Annotated in this window: 10 protein-coding genes; 3 read left to right on the top strand and 7 right to left on the bottom strand. The window is 68.7% G+C overall.

From position 1 onward, the window contains the following. The first annotated feature begins 36 nt into the window (after positions 1-36). From NNZ72_RS14820 to NNZ72_RS14810, 3 genes are all read left to right on the top strand, one after another. Entirely contained in the window at positions 37-2541 is a 2505-nt protein-coding gene (locus NNZ72_RS14820; RefSeq protein ID WP_257316128.1) for a DNA translocase FtsK, read from the top strand. A 191-nt stretch (positions 2542-2732) separates the two neighbouring features. After that, positions 2733-3776, top strand: coding sequence for a class II fructose-bisphosphate aldolase (gene fba / locus NNZ72_RS14815; RefSeq protein ID WP_257316127.1), 1044 nt, complete (start codon positions 2733-2735; stop codon positions 3774-3776). A 241-nt stretch (positions 3777-4017) separates the two neighbouring features. Then, positions 4018-5166: an alpha-hydroxy acid oxidase gene (locus tag NNZ72_RS14810; protein ID WP_257316126.1), complete on the top strand. Its 1149-nt coding sequence runs from the start codon at positions 4018-4020 to the stop codon at positions 5164-5166. 45 nt (positions 5167-5211) lie between these two features. Here the strand turns inward: NNZ72_RS14810 and NNZ72_RS14805 are convergent, their stop codons facing one another. From NNZ72_RS14805 to NNZ72_RS14775, 7 genes are all read right to left on the bottom strand, one after another. Next, positions 5212-6600: a glutamine synthetase family protein gene (locus NNZ72_RS14805; RefSeq protein WP_257316125.1), complete on the bottom strand. Its 1389-nt coding sequence runs from the start codon at positions 6598-6600 to the stop codon at positions 5212-5214. After that, a complete protein-coding gene (locus NNZ72_RS14800) occupies positions 6597-7970 on the bottom strand; it encodes an aspartate aminotransferase family protein (RefSeq protein ID WP_257316124.1) in 1374 nt (457 codons plus the stop codon). Before NNZ72_RS14800 ends, NNZ72_RS14805 begins: the two co-directional genes overlap by 4 nt. Positions 7971-8116: 146 nt before the next feature. Beyond that, positions 8117-8521: a DUF3307 domain-containing protein gene (locus tag NNZ72_RS14795; protein WP_257316123.1), complete on the bottom strand. Its 405-nt coding sequence runs from the start codon at positions 8519-8521 to the stop codon at positions 8117-8119. Next, positions 8518-9759, bottom strand: a complete 1242-nt coding sequence (locus NNZ72_RS14790) for an AGE family epimerase/isomerase (RefSeq protein ID WP_257316122.1) — start codon at positions 9757-9759, stop codon at positions 8518-8520. The genes NNZ72_RS14795 and NNZ72_RS14790 overlap by 4 nt, the downstream gene beginning before the upstream one ends. Before the next feature lie 170 nt (positions 9760-9929). After that, positions 9930-11411 (bottom strand): aldehyde dehydrogenase family protein, encoded by a 1482-nt coding sequence (locus tag NNZ72_RS14785; RefSeq protein ID WP_257316121.1) that lies wholly within the window; start codon positions 11409-11411, stop codon positions 9930-9932. A gap of 18 nt (positions 11412-11429) precedes the next feature. Beyond that, positions 11430-12725 (bottom strand): glycosyltransferase, encoded by a 1296-nt coding sequence (locus NNZ72_RS14780; protein ID WP_257316120.1) that lies wholly within the window; start codon positions 12723-12725, stop codon positions 11430-11432. Positions 12726-12730: 5 nt separating this feature from the next. Then, entirely contained in the window at positions 12731-13657 is a 927-nt protein-coding gene (locus NNZ72_RS14775) for a GntR family transcriptional regulator (RefSeq protein WP_257316119.1), read from the bottom strand. Positions 13658-13869 lie beyond the last annotated feature (212 nt).

The following is a 13869-nucleotide window of genomic DNA, read 5'->3' as shown; positions in this document are numbered from 1 at the left end:
ACCCCCTGTCGGCAATGATCGTCGTGTTGAAGGTCCATGCGTATTTCCAGAACGAACTTCTATCCCGTGCTCGAGAACGAGGAGGACGACGACGGCCGCGGGTCGTATTTTCCCGATGAAAACAATGCGTTGCAGGAAGACGAGGCAACCGGGGCGCCGCCCGTTGCCAACGACGACTACCGGCCGCGCTTCCGCTCGCCGGTGCTGAAGGGCTACGATCCCGGCCGGTTCGCCGACGGAAGCTGGGAGAGCCATTTCTACATGGCGCCGAACGTGCGCTTCACCCGCACGCCGGACAAGGCATCGGCCCGCGCCGAGGAGCCGGTCGCCGAGGCCCCGCCGCCGGCCGAACCCGCGCCCGCGCTGCCCTCCGAATCGGATCTGCTGCAGCGTCTGCGCGCGGCCCTCGAGGAGCGCCGCCACCGCTTCGAGATACAGCAGCAGGCCGCCCCCGCCGCGCCGCCGCCGGCCGTCGCGGTCGAACCGACGGCGCCTCCTCCGGCACCCGCGCCGGCGGCACCGGCGGCCGCCGATGCCCGCACCGCCGTCGGCCGCTTCGCCCATCTTTCCGATCATGCCTTCTGGGAAACGCTGATCCCGGACGGGATCGCCGAGGAACGGCCTCTTCCTGCGGTCGCCGCCATCCCGGCGCGCATCGCGCCCCCGGCGCCGGCGGCCGCACCGCGGCCCGTGCCGCTGGCGGAGCGGCGGGACGAGCCGCCGTCGATCGCCGCCCTCTTCCGCGTCGTGGAGTGCCGCCCCGCGCAGGCACGACAGCCGGAAGCCGAAACCGTCGCGGCCGAGCCGGCGCCGGTCGAGACGCCGGCCGTCGTCGTCGAACCCGAAGCCAGGGCCGAGCCGGCGCAGCCCGCAGCACCCGCACCCGTCGTCGCCGAGCCGGCGGCGCGGGAAAGCGCGCCGTCCGTCCTTTCCCGCTCGCGGCCCTTCCAGGTCAGCACGGCGGCGCCGGCCGCAAGCGGCGAGGCCTACGAATATCCGCCGCGCGAGCTGCTGCAGGAGCCGCCCCGCACCGTCGGCTTCGTGCTGACGCAGGAGCAGCTCGAGCAGAATGCCGGCCTGCTCGAAAGCGTGCTGGAGGATTTCGGCGTCCGCGGCGAGATCATCCACGTCCGCCCCGGCCCCGTCGTCACCCTCTACGAGTTCGAGCCGGCGCCGGGCGTCAAGTCGTCCCGCGTCATCGGCCTTGCCGACGACATCGCCCGCTCGATGTCGGCGCTGTCGGCCCGCGTCGCGGTCGTGCCCGGCCGCAACGTCATCGGCATCGAGCTGCCGAACGCGACGCGCGAGACCGTCTATTTCCGCGAGATGATCGAGAGCCAGGATTTCGCGAAGACCGGCTTCAAGCTGCCGATCTGCCTCGGCAAGACCATCGGCGGCGAGCCGGTGATCGCCGAGCTCGCGAAGATGCCGCACCTGCTCGTCGCCGGCACCACCGGCTCGGGCAAGTCGGTCGCCATCAACACCATGATCCTGTCGCTGCTCTACCGCTTCCGTCCGGAGGAATGCCGGCTGATCATGGTCGACCCGAAGATGCTGGAACTGTCGATCTACGACGGCATCCCGCACCTCCTGACCCCCGTCGTCACCGATCCGAAGAAGGCCGTCATGGCGCTGAAATGGGCGGTGCGCGAGATGGAGGACCGCTACCGCAAGATGTCGCGCCTCGGCGTGCGCAACATCGACGGCTACAACAGCCGGGTGGCCGCCGCCCGCGCGAAGGGCGAGACGATCTCGATCAGCGTCCAGACCGGCTTCGACAAGGGGACGGGCGAGGCGATCCACGAGGAGCAGGACCTCTCCCTCGAGCCGATGGCCTATATCGTCGTCATCGTCGACGAGATGGCCGACCTGATGATGGTCGCCGGCAAGGAGATCGAGGGCGCGATCCAGCGCCTCGCGCAGATGGCGCGCGCGGCCGGCATCCACCTGATCATGGCGACGCAGCGCCCCTCCGTCGACGTCATCACCGGCACGATCAAGGCGAACTTCCCGACCCGCATCTCCTTCCAGGTGACCTCGAAGATCGACAGCCGCACCATCCTCGGCGAGCAGGGCGCCGAGCAGCTCCTCGGCCAGGGCGACATGCTGCACATGGCCGGCGGCGGCCGCATCGCCCGCGTGCACGGTCCCTTCGTCTCCGACGAGGAGGTGGAGAAGGTGGTGCTGCACCTGAAGGCGCAGGGCCGGCCGGACTATCTGGAGACCGTCACCGCCGACGAGGAGGAGGACGAGGAGGAGAAGCCCGCCGCGTCCGGCGCGGTCTTCGACAAGGGCGACATCGCGGCGGAAGACGGCGACGATCTCTACGAGAAGGCCGTCAAGGTCGTCATGCGCGACCGCAAGTGCTCGACCTCCTACATCCAGCGCCGGCTCGCCATCGGCTACAACCGCGCCGCCTCGCTGGTCGAGCGCATGGAGAAGGAAGGCCTCGTCGGCCCGGCCAACCATGTCGGCAAGCGCGAGATCGTCAACGGCGAGCGCGGTGGCTTCCAGCCGCCGGATGCCGACGAGGCGGACTGAGCGCGCCGCGGCCCGCCTCCGGGCGGGTGGAAAAAGTCCTATTTATCTGAATTGGAACGGACTTCGGACCCGGCCCCGGCATTTAATCGATTTTGCCCGGGACGGGGTCCCTGCGGCCTGTTGCATATGCCGGATGATGCGTGAATAGTGCCGCCAGCCTCGACATAGCATGTATCCGAAGGAGGATAGGAATGGCATTGATCACCATGCGGCAGTTGCTCGACCACGCAGCGGAGAACGACTACGCACTGCCCGCATTCAACGTCAACAACCTGGAATATATCCAGGCGGTCATGCGGGCCGCGGATGCGACCGATTCGCCGGTGATCCTGCAGGCAAGCCGCGGTGCGCGCGCCTATGCGGGCGATGCCTTCCTGCGCCACCTGATCCTCGGCGCGGCCGAGGAATATCCGCACATCCCGGTCTGCCTGCATCTCGACCACGGCGACCAGCCCTCCACCTGCATCTCCGCCATCACCAACGGCTTCACCTCGGTGATGATGGACGGCTCGCTGCTCGCCGACGGCAAGACGGTGGCGAGCTACGAGTACAATGTCGACGTGACGGCCGAAGTGGTGAAGATCGCGCATGCCGCCGGCGTCTCCGTCGAGGGCGAGCTCGGATGTCTCGGCAACTTGGAGACGGGCGCCGGCGACAAGGAGGACGGCCACGGCTTCGAGGGCAAGCTCTCGCGCGAGGACCTCCTGACCGACCCCGACCAGGCGCTCGACTTCGTCACCAAGACCGGCGTCGACGCGCTCGCCGTCGCCATCGGCACCAGCCACGGCGCCTACAAGTTCACCCGCGCGCCGGACGGCGACATCCTCTCGATCGAGACGATCGCCAAGATCCACGCGAAGCTGCCGAACACGCACCTCGTCATGCACGGCTCCTCCTCCGTGCCGCAGGACCTGCAGGACCTCTTCACCGCCTATGGCGGCGAGATGAAGCAGACCTGGGGCGTGCCGGTCGCCGAGATCCAGAAGGCGATCCCGCTCGGCGTGCGCAAGGTCAATATCGACACCGACCTGCGCCTCGCCATGACCGGCACGATCCGCAAGAACTTCAAGGAGAAGCCGGACAATTTCGACCCGCGCAACTACCTGAAGCCGGCGACCGCCCGCATGACCGAGGTCTGCCGGGAGCGTTTCGAGGCCTTCCGCACCGCCGGCAAGGCGTCCGGCATCCGCGTCAAGCGCCTGCCGGAAATGGCGAAGTTCTACGCCGCCGGCTGAGAGGGTGGAATTCGCCCCTCATCCCCCTGCCGGGACCTTCTCCCCGTAAACGGGGAGAAGGCGGAAAACGGCACGCCCATCCTTCCTCTCCCCGCCTGCGGGGAGAGGATGCCGGCAGGCAGGTGAGGAGCAGCGCCTCACACGGAAATCCACGCCCCGCGCGGCAAGATGGCGATTGCCATTTCATGCGACCTGACCTTAAAAGACGGGCAGCGACACGTGCCCGAAGTGTGAGGATAGCATGACGTTGACCCAGTGCCTGACGATCGCCGATCTCAAGGAGCGCGCACGCCGCCGCGTGCCGAAGATGTTCTTCGACTATGCCGATTCCGGGGCCTGGACGGAGGGCACCTACCGGGCGAACGAGGAGGACTTCCACAAGATCAAGCTGCGCCAGCGCGTGCTCGTCGACATGACGAACCGGTCGCTCGCAAGCGAGATGATCGGCGAGAGGGTCTCCATGCCGGTGGCGCTGTCGCCGACGGGCATGACCGGCATGCAGTATCCGGAAGGCGAGATGCTGGCCGCGCAGGTGGCCGAGGAATTCGGCGTGCCCTTCACGCTCTCGACCATGAGCATCTGCTCGATCGAGGACGTGCGCTCCGTCACCACGAAGCCGTTCTGGTTCCAGCTCTACGTGATGCAGGACAAGGACTTCGTCTACAACCTCATCGACCGCGCCAAGGCGGCCGGCTGCTCGGCGCTGGTGCTCACCCTCGACCTGCAGATCCTCGGCCAGCGCCACAAGGACCTGCGCAACGGGCTCTCCGCGCCGCCGCGCTTCACGCCCAAGCACATCTGGCAGATGGCGACGCGGCCGGCCTGGTGCATGGGCATGCTCGGCACGAAGCGCCGCACCTTCGGCAATATCGTCGGCCATGCCAAGGGCGTGACGGACCTCTCCTCGCTCTCCTCCTGGACGGCCGAGCAGTTCGACCCGCAGCTCTCCTGGAAGGACGTCGAGTGGATCCGCGAGCGCTGGGGCGGCAAGCTGATCCTCAAGGGCATTCTGGACGAGGAAGACGCGCGCATGTCGCTTGCGACCGGCGCCGACGCCATCATCGTCTCCAACCACGGCGGCCGCCAGCTCGACGGCGCGCCGTCGTCGATCAGCATGCTGCCGCGCATCGTCGATGCGGTCGGCAGCAAGGTCGAGGTGCATCTCGACGGCGGCATCCGCTCGGGCCAGGACGTGCTGAAGGCGCTCTGCCTCGGCGCCAAGGGCACCCATATCGGCCGCCCTTTCCTCTACGGCCTCGGGGCGGGCGGCAAGGCGGGCGTGCGCCAGACGCTGGAGATCATCCGCCGCGAGCTCGACGTCACGCTGGCGCTCTGCGGCGAGCGCGACGTCAAGAACCTCTCGCGCCAGAACCTGCACCGCGATCTCTAGAACGTCTTGCGCAAAACCGCCCGCACACGTTTGCCGCGATTGCTTTTAGACGACCTCGCCGTAGAGCGAGCGTTCGAGCGCCGTGACTTCCGCATTGAAGCGGCGATATTCCGTCCGCTTCAAGGCGAGGAAGACGTGGTGCAGCCGCGCGCCGAGCGCGTCCTTCAGGAAAGAGGAGCGGGCGGCCGTCTCGATGGCGCCGCGCCAGTCGGGCGGCAGGGCGTCGCTGCCGGTCTCCGCATAGGCCGTCGTCTCCGGGCCGGGATCGGCCTTTTCGAGGATGCCTTTGCGCATGCCGGCGAGCACCGTCGCGCCGACCAGATAGGGATTGGAATCGATGCCGGCGGCGCGCTGCTCCAGATGCCGGCCGGCCGGGGCGCCGGCGGGGATGCGCACGGCGACGCTGCGGTTGTTGCGCCCCCAGCTTGGCGTCGTCGGCGCATAGCTCTGGGCGGAGAAGCGCCGCCAGGAATTGAGATGCGGCGCGAAGACCAGCATGGATTCCTCCATGGTGGCGAGCAGGCCGGCGACGGCCTGACGGAGCAGCGGCGAGAGCTCCTCGCCCGCATCGGCGAACAGGTTGCCGCCGGCCGCGTCCGCAAGGCTCGCATGGACATGCATGCCGGAGCCGGCGCGCTCCCCGAAGGGTTTTGCCATGAAGCAGGCCATCATGCCGTGGCGCACCGCGAGCGCCCGGATCAGCCGCTTCAGCATGGCGAGGTCGTCGGCGGCGCGCAGCGCCGTACCGTGGCGCAGCGTCAGCTCGAACTGGCCCTCGGCATATTCGGAGATCATCGTCTCCACCGGCAGGCCCTGCGCCTCCGCGCCGCGATAGACCGCGTCGATGAAGGGCTCCAGCCGGTCGAGCTCGCTGACGCCGTAGACCTGGATGCCGTTCGGCCGCTCGCCGGAAAGCGGCAGCCTGAGCGGCCGGAAGCCGCCGTCCTCGCCGCGCACGCGGTCGAGCAGGTAGAATTCCAGTTCGTAGGCGAGCACGGGATGGAAACCGTCGGCTTCCAGTAGCGCCACCTGCCGCGCCAGTGCACGGCGCGGGTCGGCCGCCATCGGCTTGCCGTCGAGCTCGAACAGGGAAAGGCGTACCTCGCCGCGCGGCGGCGAGGTCCAGGGGAGCGGAACCAGCGAGCCCGCGACCGGCCAGGCGCGCCGGTCGGCATCGCCGTCGGCCCAGACGAGGCCCGTCTCGTCCACGTCCTCGCCGGTGACGTCGAGGCCGAGGATCGAGCCCGGCAGGTGACGGCCGGAGCGGAAGATCGGCAGGAGCTCGTGGCGGCGGACGATCTTGCCGCGGGCGATGCCGTTGAGGTCGATCAGCACGAGATCGAAGGCGTCAATCTCGGGATGGGCGGCGAGGAAGGCTTCGGCCTCGGCGATGTCGGCGGCCGCCGCCGGCCGCGCGGCGAGGTCGCGGCTCACGCGGCGGCCCTCCGCTCGGCGAGCCGGCCGAGCACGGCGGCGAAGGCCGCGACCAGCCCGTCCGCCTGCGTCTCGGTGAGCGCCGGGCTGACGAGCACCATGTTGTGGAACGGCGTCAGCAGGTAGCCGAGATTGAGCATGGAGAGGTGCAGCGCCGCCTCGATCGTGTCGGAAGCGGCCGCGCGCGCCTCGGCGGCATTCTTCACCGGCTCGGGCGAAAACACCACTTCGAGCCGCGCGCCGACGCGGCTGACCGTCCAGTCGAGCCCGGCATCGGCGATCGCCGCCTTGAAGCCCGCCTCGATTCGGTCGGCGCGGGCGAGCATGGTGCGGTAGGCCTCCTCGGTCATGACGTGTTCGAGGCAGGCGCGCAGGCAGGCGAGCTGGAGCGCGCTGCCGGAGAGCGTCGTGCCGATGCCGGAATGGCCGTGGCCGCTCTGCTCGCGGCGGATGACGTGCAGGCGGTCGGAGATTTCCTGCGTCATGCCCCAGACGCTGACGGGCACGCCGCCGCCGATCGGCTTGCCCATCACCATCAGGTCGGGTTCGAGGCCGTGCACCTTCGTATAGCCGCCGAGGCCGGTGGAGATCGTGTGCGTCTCGTCGATGAGGAGCAGCGTGCCGGCTTCGCGGGTGAGCCGGCGCAGCGCGTCGTGGAAACCCGGAGCGGGCGGGATCATGCCGCAATTGGTCATGACCGGCTCGGCGAGCACGCAGGCGATCTCGTGCGAGGCGAGTGCGGCGGCAAGGGCTTTCTCGTCGTTGAAGGGAATGGAGACGGTGAGCTCGCCGAGGTCGCGCACCTGGCCGAGCAGATTGCGGCGCGAGACGGTTTTCCCGTCGATGAGGTCGACCAGCGTGTCGTCCACCGCGCCGTGGTAGCAGCCGTCGAAGACGAGGAGCTTCGCCCGGCCGGTGACGGCGCGGGCGACGCGGATGGAAAAGCGGTTGGCATCGCTCGCCGTCGCCGCGAGCTGCCAGCGCGGCAGGCCGAAGCGCTCGACCAGCAGACGGCCGACGGCCTGCGCATCGGAGGAGGGAAGCATGGTGGTGAGGCCGCGCGTGCCGGCGTTCTTCAATGCCTCCAGCACGGGGGCGGGGCCATGGCCGAACATCGCGCCGGTATCGCCGAGGCAGAGGTCGACGATGCGGTTGCCGTCGATGTCGACGAGCTCGGCGCCGTGCGCCTCCTCGATCACCACCGGGAAGGGCGTCGGCCAGTCGAGCATCCAGTGCTGCGGCACGCCGTCGAAGAAGCCCGAGCGGGTCTCGTCATGCGCCGCCGCCGAGCGCGGCCGCCTCTCGCGAAAAACCTCCGCCTCCGCCTCGATGAGCGCGCGGGCGCGCGCTTCCAGAGCCGACCTCTCCATCCCGTTCTCCCGCCTGGAGCATTTCCGGTGAACCGGAAATGCTCTGAGTTCCTGTCTTTGCCGCATTGTCCAACGCCGAAGCGACCTCGCTTCGGCTGGAAATGCCCTGAAATGTGATCACATAGTGTTCGATGTGATTTAAAGTGTCAAACGGCAAGATGGGCCGCGAACAGCAGCGCGAAGGGCAGGTGGGTGAGGTGATGCAGCGTCTGGTCGGCGCCGAACAGCCACCAGAAGGCCGTCTGACGCGGCGCCGGCCCCGCGCGGCGCGACGCCACGCTCTTCATGCGGTCGATGAGGCCGTGAACAGCCATGTCGACCAGCCCGAGCCAGGCGAGCGACGGGGCGACGGCGAGGAAGAGCGCCGCCGTCATCGCCCCGTGCACGGCGAGATGGGCGGAAAGCGGCAGCAGCCAGCCCTCCGCCCGGTCCTTTCCCGCCGCCATCCAGTCGGTCTGGAGCAGGAAGTCGGCGAGGAAATGTTTGGCGAGGAACGCCGCGACCGCCACGGCGACCGCGAGCGTGGAAAGCTCCTGCGGCAGGCCGCTCAACGGCCGCCGGCCTCGACGATCACCCGCGTCAGGCTGCCCGTCGCCGGATAGAGCGGGATGAGGCAGGCCTGGAGCGCATGGTAGATGTCGCCCTTGCCGGCGAAGAGCGTGTAGCTCGGCACGAGGTCCTCGGTCAGCTCCTCGTGCCAGCCGCCGCGGTCCTGGTCGAGGAAATGGCGGGCGATCCCGTCCCAGATCCGCCGGTACCAGGTCTCGTGGAATTCGCCGGGGGCGTGCTCGCAGAGGAAGGCGGCGGCACCCGCGCCCTCCGCCATCGGCCACCAGAGCTTCTGGCGCTTGGCGGGCGCGTCGTCCCAGTCGAGCGTGTAGAAGAAGCCGCCCTTCTCCTTGTCCCAGCCGAGCGCGACCGCCTGGGCGAAGAGGGCCTTTGCCGCCTCCGGCATCCAGTCGTGCTTCCTGCCGCCGAGCACGTGGAGCTGCAGGACGAGCCGCGCCCATTCCAGCCAGTGGCCGGGCGTGGTGCCGGAGGGGCGGAACATCTCGTTGCCGCGGTAGTCCTTGTCGAGCACCCAGTCCTCGTCGAAATGCTCCGGCACGCGGAAACCGTTCTCGCCGGCGCGGCGGCGGATGACGAGGTCGGCGATGCGCTCGGCCTTGTCGAGATAGGCCTTCTCGCCGGTCGCCTCGTAGGCCGCCATCAGCGCCTCGGTGAGATGCATATTGGAGTTCTGGCCGCGATAGCCGGGCACCGGCGTCCAGTCGGCCTCGAACTCCTCGGCGATCGCCCCGTGCTCCTCCTCCCAGAAGCGGGTTTCCAGGACCTCGGTGACGTCGGCGATCATGCGGTCGGCGTCGGGATGGCCGGCGACCTTGGCGGAGGAGGCGGCGAGCAGCACGAAGGCGTGGCCGTAGCCCTGCTTCGTCGCATCGAGCAGGCCGGCATTGTCGAGCGACCAGTGGTAGCCGCCGCGCTCGTGGTCGCGGTGCTTCTCCCAGAGATAGCGCATGCCGTGGTCGACGATGGCGTCGGAACCGGGGCGGCCGAGCAGGCTGCCGATGGCAAAGCAATGCACCATGCGCGCGGTGGAATGGATGCCGCGCACCGGATTGCCCGGATTGATCGGCCGGCCCTCGGCGTCGAGCTCGTGGAAGCCGCCGAGCGGGTTGAAGCTGCGGTTCTGGAAGAAGTCGAACAGGCGGTTCGCCTCTTGGCCGAGCCATTGCCGGTGATACTCCCGCTTGCGCCAGGCCGTGTCGAGAAATCCGGTTGCGCCCATGGTGATCTCCTCTGCGGTCACCCGCATTGCGATTGCGTTTGCCGCGACCGGGCCGCAGAGCAAGGCATGCCGTGGCGCGATACGTGCACACGGCCCGCGATGCTCCGAGAACGGCTGGCCTCCGACAGTGGGGAGGGGAGTTATGGCCCAGAACGGCCGGAGCCGCAACCTCAGGCCGGCTTGATGTACCAGCCCCAGGGCTCGTCGCTCTCGAAGGCGGTGATCTGCTTCACCTCCAGATAGTTCGAAAGGCCCCAGCGGCCGAGCTCGCGGCCGATGCCGGACTGCTTGTAGCCGCCCCACGGCGCCTCGGTGAAGGTCGGCTGCGAGCAGTTGATCCAGACGATGCCCGCGCGGAAGGCCTTCGCCACACGCTCGCACCGCGCGCGGTCCTTCGACATGACGGCGGCGGCGAGCCCGAAGCGGCTGTCGTTGGCCATGCGGATCGCCTCCGCCTCGTCGCGGAAAGGCTTCACGCAGACGACGGGGCCAAAAATCTCCTCCGTCCAGACGGCGCTCGTCTCCGGCATGTCGGTGAGGATCGTCGGCTCGAGGAAATAGCCGGTGTTGAGACCGGCCGGTCGCCGCCCGCCGCCGGCGACCGTGGCGCCTTCCGCCTTGCCGCGCTCGATCGCCGCCAGCACCTTGTCGTACTGCCCCTTCGAGACGAGAGGACCGAGCAGCGTACCGTCCTCCAGCCCGTTGCCGATGCGGATCTTCGCCGATTCGGCAACGAGCCTTTCGAGGAGCGCCGGATAGAGGCTCTCCTCCACCAGCACGCGCGAGGTCGCCGAGCAGACCTGGCCCTGGTTCCAGAAGATGCCGAACATGATCCATTCGACGGCCTTGTCGATGTCGCTGTCGGCGAAGACGACGAAGGGCGACTTGCCGCCGAGCTCCAGGCTGACGTTCTTGATGTCGCGCGCCGCCGCCGCCATGATCTTCGCGCCCGTCGGCACCGAGCCGGTGAAGGCGAGCTTGTCGATGCCGGGATGCTCGGAAAGCGGTCGGCCGGCATCGGGCCCGAGGCCGGTGACGATGTTGAGCACGCCCGCCGGAAGCCCCGCCTCCGCGACGATGGCACCGAGTTCCAATGCCGTAAGCGGCGTGAGTTCCGAGGGCTTCAGCACCATGGTGCAGCCGGCGGCGAGCGCCGGGGCCACCTTCCACGAGGCCATCAGCAGCGGGTAGTTCCACGGGATGATCGCCCCCGCCACGCCGACCGGCTCGCGCACGACCTTCGAGGAGAAGCGCGGCTCGGCGAGCGGGATCGCCTCTTCCGGATTGTCGTCCATCTCCTCGGCGAGGCCGGCATAGAAGGCAAAGCAGCCGGCCGTGTCCTCCATGTCCCAGACGGCCTCCGGCAGCGGCTTGCCGTTGTCGATCACCTCCAGGCGGGCGAGCTCCTGCCTGCGGACGAGGATGAGGTCACTGACGCGGCGCAGCACGGCGGCGCGCTCCCTGCCGGACATTTTTCGCCACGGTCCCTCGTCGAAGGCACGGCGGGCGGCGGCGACCGCCGCGTCGATATCCTCCCCCGTGCCGGCGGGCGCCTGGTGGACGACCGCCTCGGTGGCGGGATCGATTACCGTGAACGTGCCGCCCTTGGCCGGAGCCACCCATTTGCCGTCGATGAAGAGCCTGTCGCGCATTCGCCTTCTCCCGATGTTTTACGACGCGCGCACGGCACTGAGCGCGCCGGCCGCGACCTTGACGATTTCCTCCGCCGCGCGCGTCACCCCCGCCGCCTTGCGCATCTTCTCCGCATTGGCCTTCAGCCTTTGCCGCATCGCCACGTCGCCGAGCAGCGCGCGGATCGCGCCTTCGAGCTCCGCCTCGCTCCAGCCGTAGCGGTCGAGGCGACGGCCGACGCCCGTCTCGTCGGCACGCACGGCGTTGTCATGGCCGTCCCAGCAATAGGGCATGATCAGCGACGGCACGCCGTAATAGAGCGCCTCGCAGAAGGAATTGTTGCCGCCGTGGTGGATGAAGAGATCGGCCTGCTCGACCACGGACGGCTGCGGGAACCAGCTGTCGATGAAGACATTGTCCGGCACCTCGCGATAGTCCTCGCGCCAGTGGCCGGCATTGACGAGGAAGCGGCAGGGCAGCCGCGCGAAGACGGCGATCATCCGCTTCGTCATCTCCACGTCCATCGCGCCGAGCGAGCCGAAGCTCGTCAGCACCAGCGGCGCGTCGTTGTGGCTGGCGAAGCGCGGCGGCGTATAGGGCGCCTCGCTGCGCACGCAGCCGTCGAGGAAGACGAATTTTTCCGGATCGAGCGGCCGGCGGCGCGCGTGGCGGATGATCTCGGGTGCGAGCAGCAGGTTGAGCCAGGGCGAAGGGTCGAGGAAGTTCGGCGCGGCGGGGGCTTTCACGCCGCATTCGGCGAGGAAGGCGGCAAAGCGCCGGTGGGCGGGCGCCACCGCCTTCTCGTAGCGGGCGGCGAAGGCCGGCCAGCATTCGCGCTCGTCCATGCCGCAGCCGGAGAGATAGGGCGGCACGTCCGCGTCGGGGATCTCCGTCTCGGCGCAGGAGACGACGCGCACCCAGGGCGCGCCGGCATTGGCGACCGCCGGGAACATCACCACGTTGTCGAGCACGACGGCGTCCGGCTTCAGCCGGGCGAGCAATTGCCGGAGCGGCTCCTCCACCCGCATCGCCGTGTCGACGATCGCCTCCCAGGTGGGCTCGACATAGCTCTCGATCTGGTCGAGGGGCGACTGGCGGAAGGCGTCCTGGTGGCGCTCGATGAAGTCGTTCCAGTCGGTGGGCCGGCCCGCCTCGGCGTCGGCCAGCGGATATTCGGGAAAGCCGTATTCGGAAAAGACGCCGCCGAAGCCCGGATGGCAGACGAAGACCGGGCGGTGGCCCATGCGCCGCAGTTCCTGGGCGATGCCGACGCAGTTCAGCGCCGCGCCGTAGCTCGCTTCGGGAAAGAGGGCGATGGTCTTTGCAGACGCCATGGGGACTAACGCGAGACGAGCTTGAAGGCGGGGGGAACGCCGCGCCCGGCAAGCCGCGGGCGCTGCGATTGGGAGAGCTGTATATGCACACGCATCAGATCGGCGGCAAGCTCCATCTGGCCGCGCTCGATCTGCTCCAGGATCTGCAGGTGCTCCAGGTTCGACTGCATCAGGCGGAAGGCGTTGACGTGGCCCGCCGGCGGGCTCGCGCGGCGGCGGCGATGGTGGTTCACAAGCGCCTCGGCCATGAAAGGATTGCCGCAGCCCCGGGCGATCGTCAGGTGGAAGTCGTAGTCGGTGCGGTCGAAGAGCTTTCGGTCGAAATCCCGCTCGTCCATGCCGCTGAGGATCAGCATCGACTGGCGCAGCGCCGTCAGCGCCGGGACGTCGCGGCGGAAGTCGGGCATGGTCAGCGCCAGCGGCTCGGTGGCAAGCCGGAACTCGTAGCTCTTCGCCGCCGCGTCGCCGCCGATGGCGAACTGCTTCAGCAGCCATTGCTGTCCGGCACCGCGCTCGGCCAGATTGTCCTCCGCCAGTTTCATCAGCGCATTTTGTACCGCCTGCCGCGAGGCCTCGTAGCGTCGCTGGAGGGCGGCGACGGTCTGCGCCTCGGCGATGCGGCCGGCGGCGAGGTCGCGCAGGATCGCGGCATGGATCTCGCCTTCGCCGCGTCCGTCCGGCGTATCCTCCAGCCTTGCCGTCGCCACCGGGTCGACGGCGAGCAGGTAGCCGCCGTCGGCATCCGCCGTCACCAGCGCGCGCTCGGCAAGCACCTGCAGCGCTTTGCGAATCGGCGTGCGCGAGACGTTGCAGAGCGAGGCGAGCGCCTGCTCGGCCAACCGCTCCCCGCGCGAAAGGCCGCGCTCGCCGGCGACATCCAGTATCTTTTGCGCCAGTTCGACATGGCGGTGATTGATGCGTCTCGGTTCCACGGTCATCGCCGCCTCGGCCCTCCATCACCGCGCATGCTGCCCTTTGCGCAGGCGTTTCGCAAGGCCGGCGATAGCGAAATCCGCGATGCGCATAAAATTCGAGCCCGGCCTATTGACGTATTTTTTTTATAAATAATACTGCCATCGACAGGGAACGAGACCGGGACAACCGGCGCGCCCGTCTGAGGCAGGAACAATCGAAACAAGGGAGT

Source organism: Shinella pollutisoli, from assembly GCF_024609765.1.
GTDB classification, from domain to species: domain Bacteria; phylum Pseudomonadota; class Alphaproteobacteria; order Rhizobiales; family Rhizobiaceae; genus Shinella; species Shinella pollutisoli.
This window is presented reverse-complemented; position numbering and strand designations above follow the sequence as displayed.

Excerpts from the sequence above, each read along its gene's own strand:
- NNZ72_RS14820 (WP_257316128.1), top strand. The coding sequence starts at position 37 with ATGCGTATTTCCAGAACGAACTTCTATCCCGTGCTCGAGAACGAGGAG.
- fba (WP_257316127.1), top strand. The coding sequence starts at position 2,733 with ATGGCATTGATCACCATGCGGCAGTTGCTCGACCACGCAGCGGAGAAC.
- NNZ72_RS14810 (WP_257316126.1), top strand. The coding sequence starts at position 4,018 with ATGACGTTGACCCAGTGCCTGACGATCGCCGATCTCAAGGAGCGCGCA.
- NNZ72_RS14800 (WP_257316124.1), bottom strand. The coding sequence starts at position 7,970 with ATGGAGAGGTCGGCTCTGGAAGCGCGCGCCCGCGCGCTCATCGAGGCG.
- NNZ72_RS14790 (WP_257316122.1), bottom strand. The coding sequence starts at position 9,759 with ATGGGCGCAACCGGATTTCTCGACACGGCCTGGCGCAAGCGGGAGTAT.
- NNZ72_RS14785 (WP_257316121.1), bottom strand. The coding sequence starts at position 11,411 with ATGCGCGACAGGCTCTTCATCGACGGCAAATGGGTGGCTCCGGCCAAG.
- NNZ72_RS14780 (WP_257316120.1), bottom strand. The coding sequence starts at position 12,725 with ATGGCGTCTGCAAAGACCATCGCCCTCTTTCCCGAAGCGAGCTACGGC.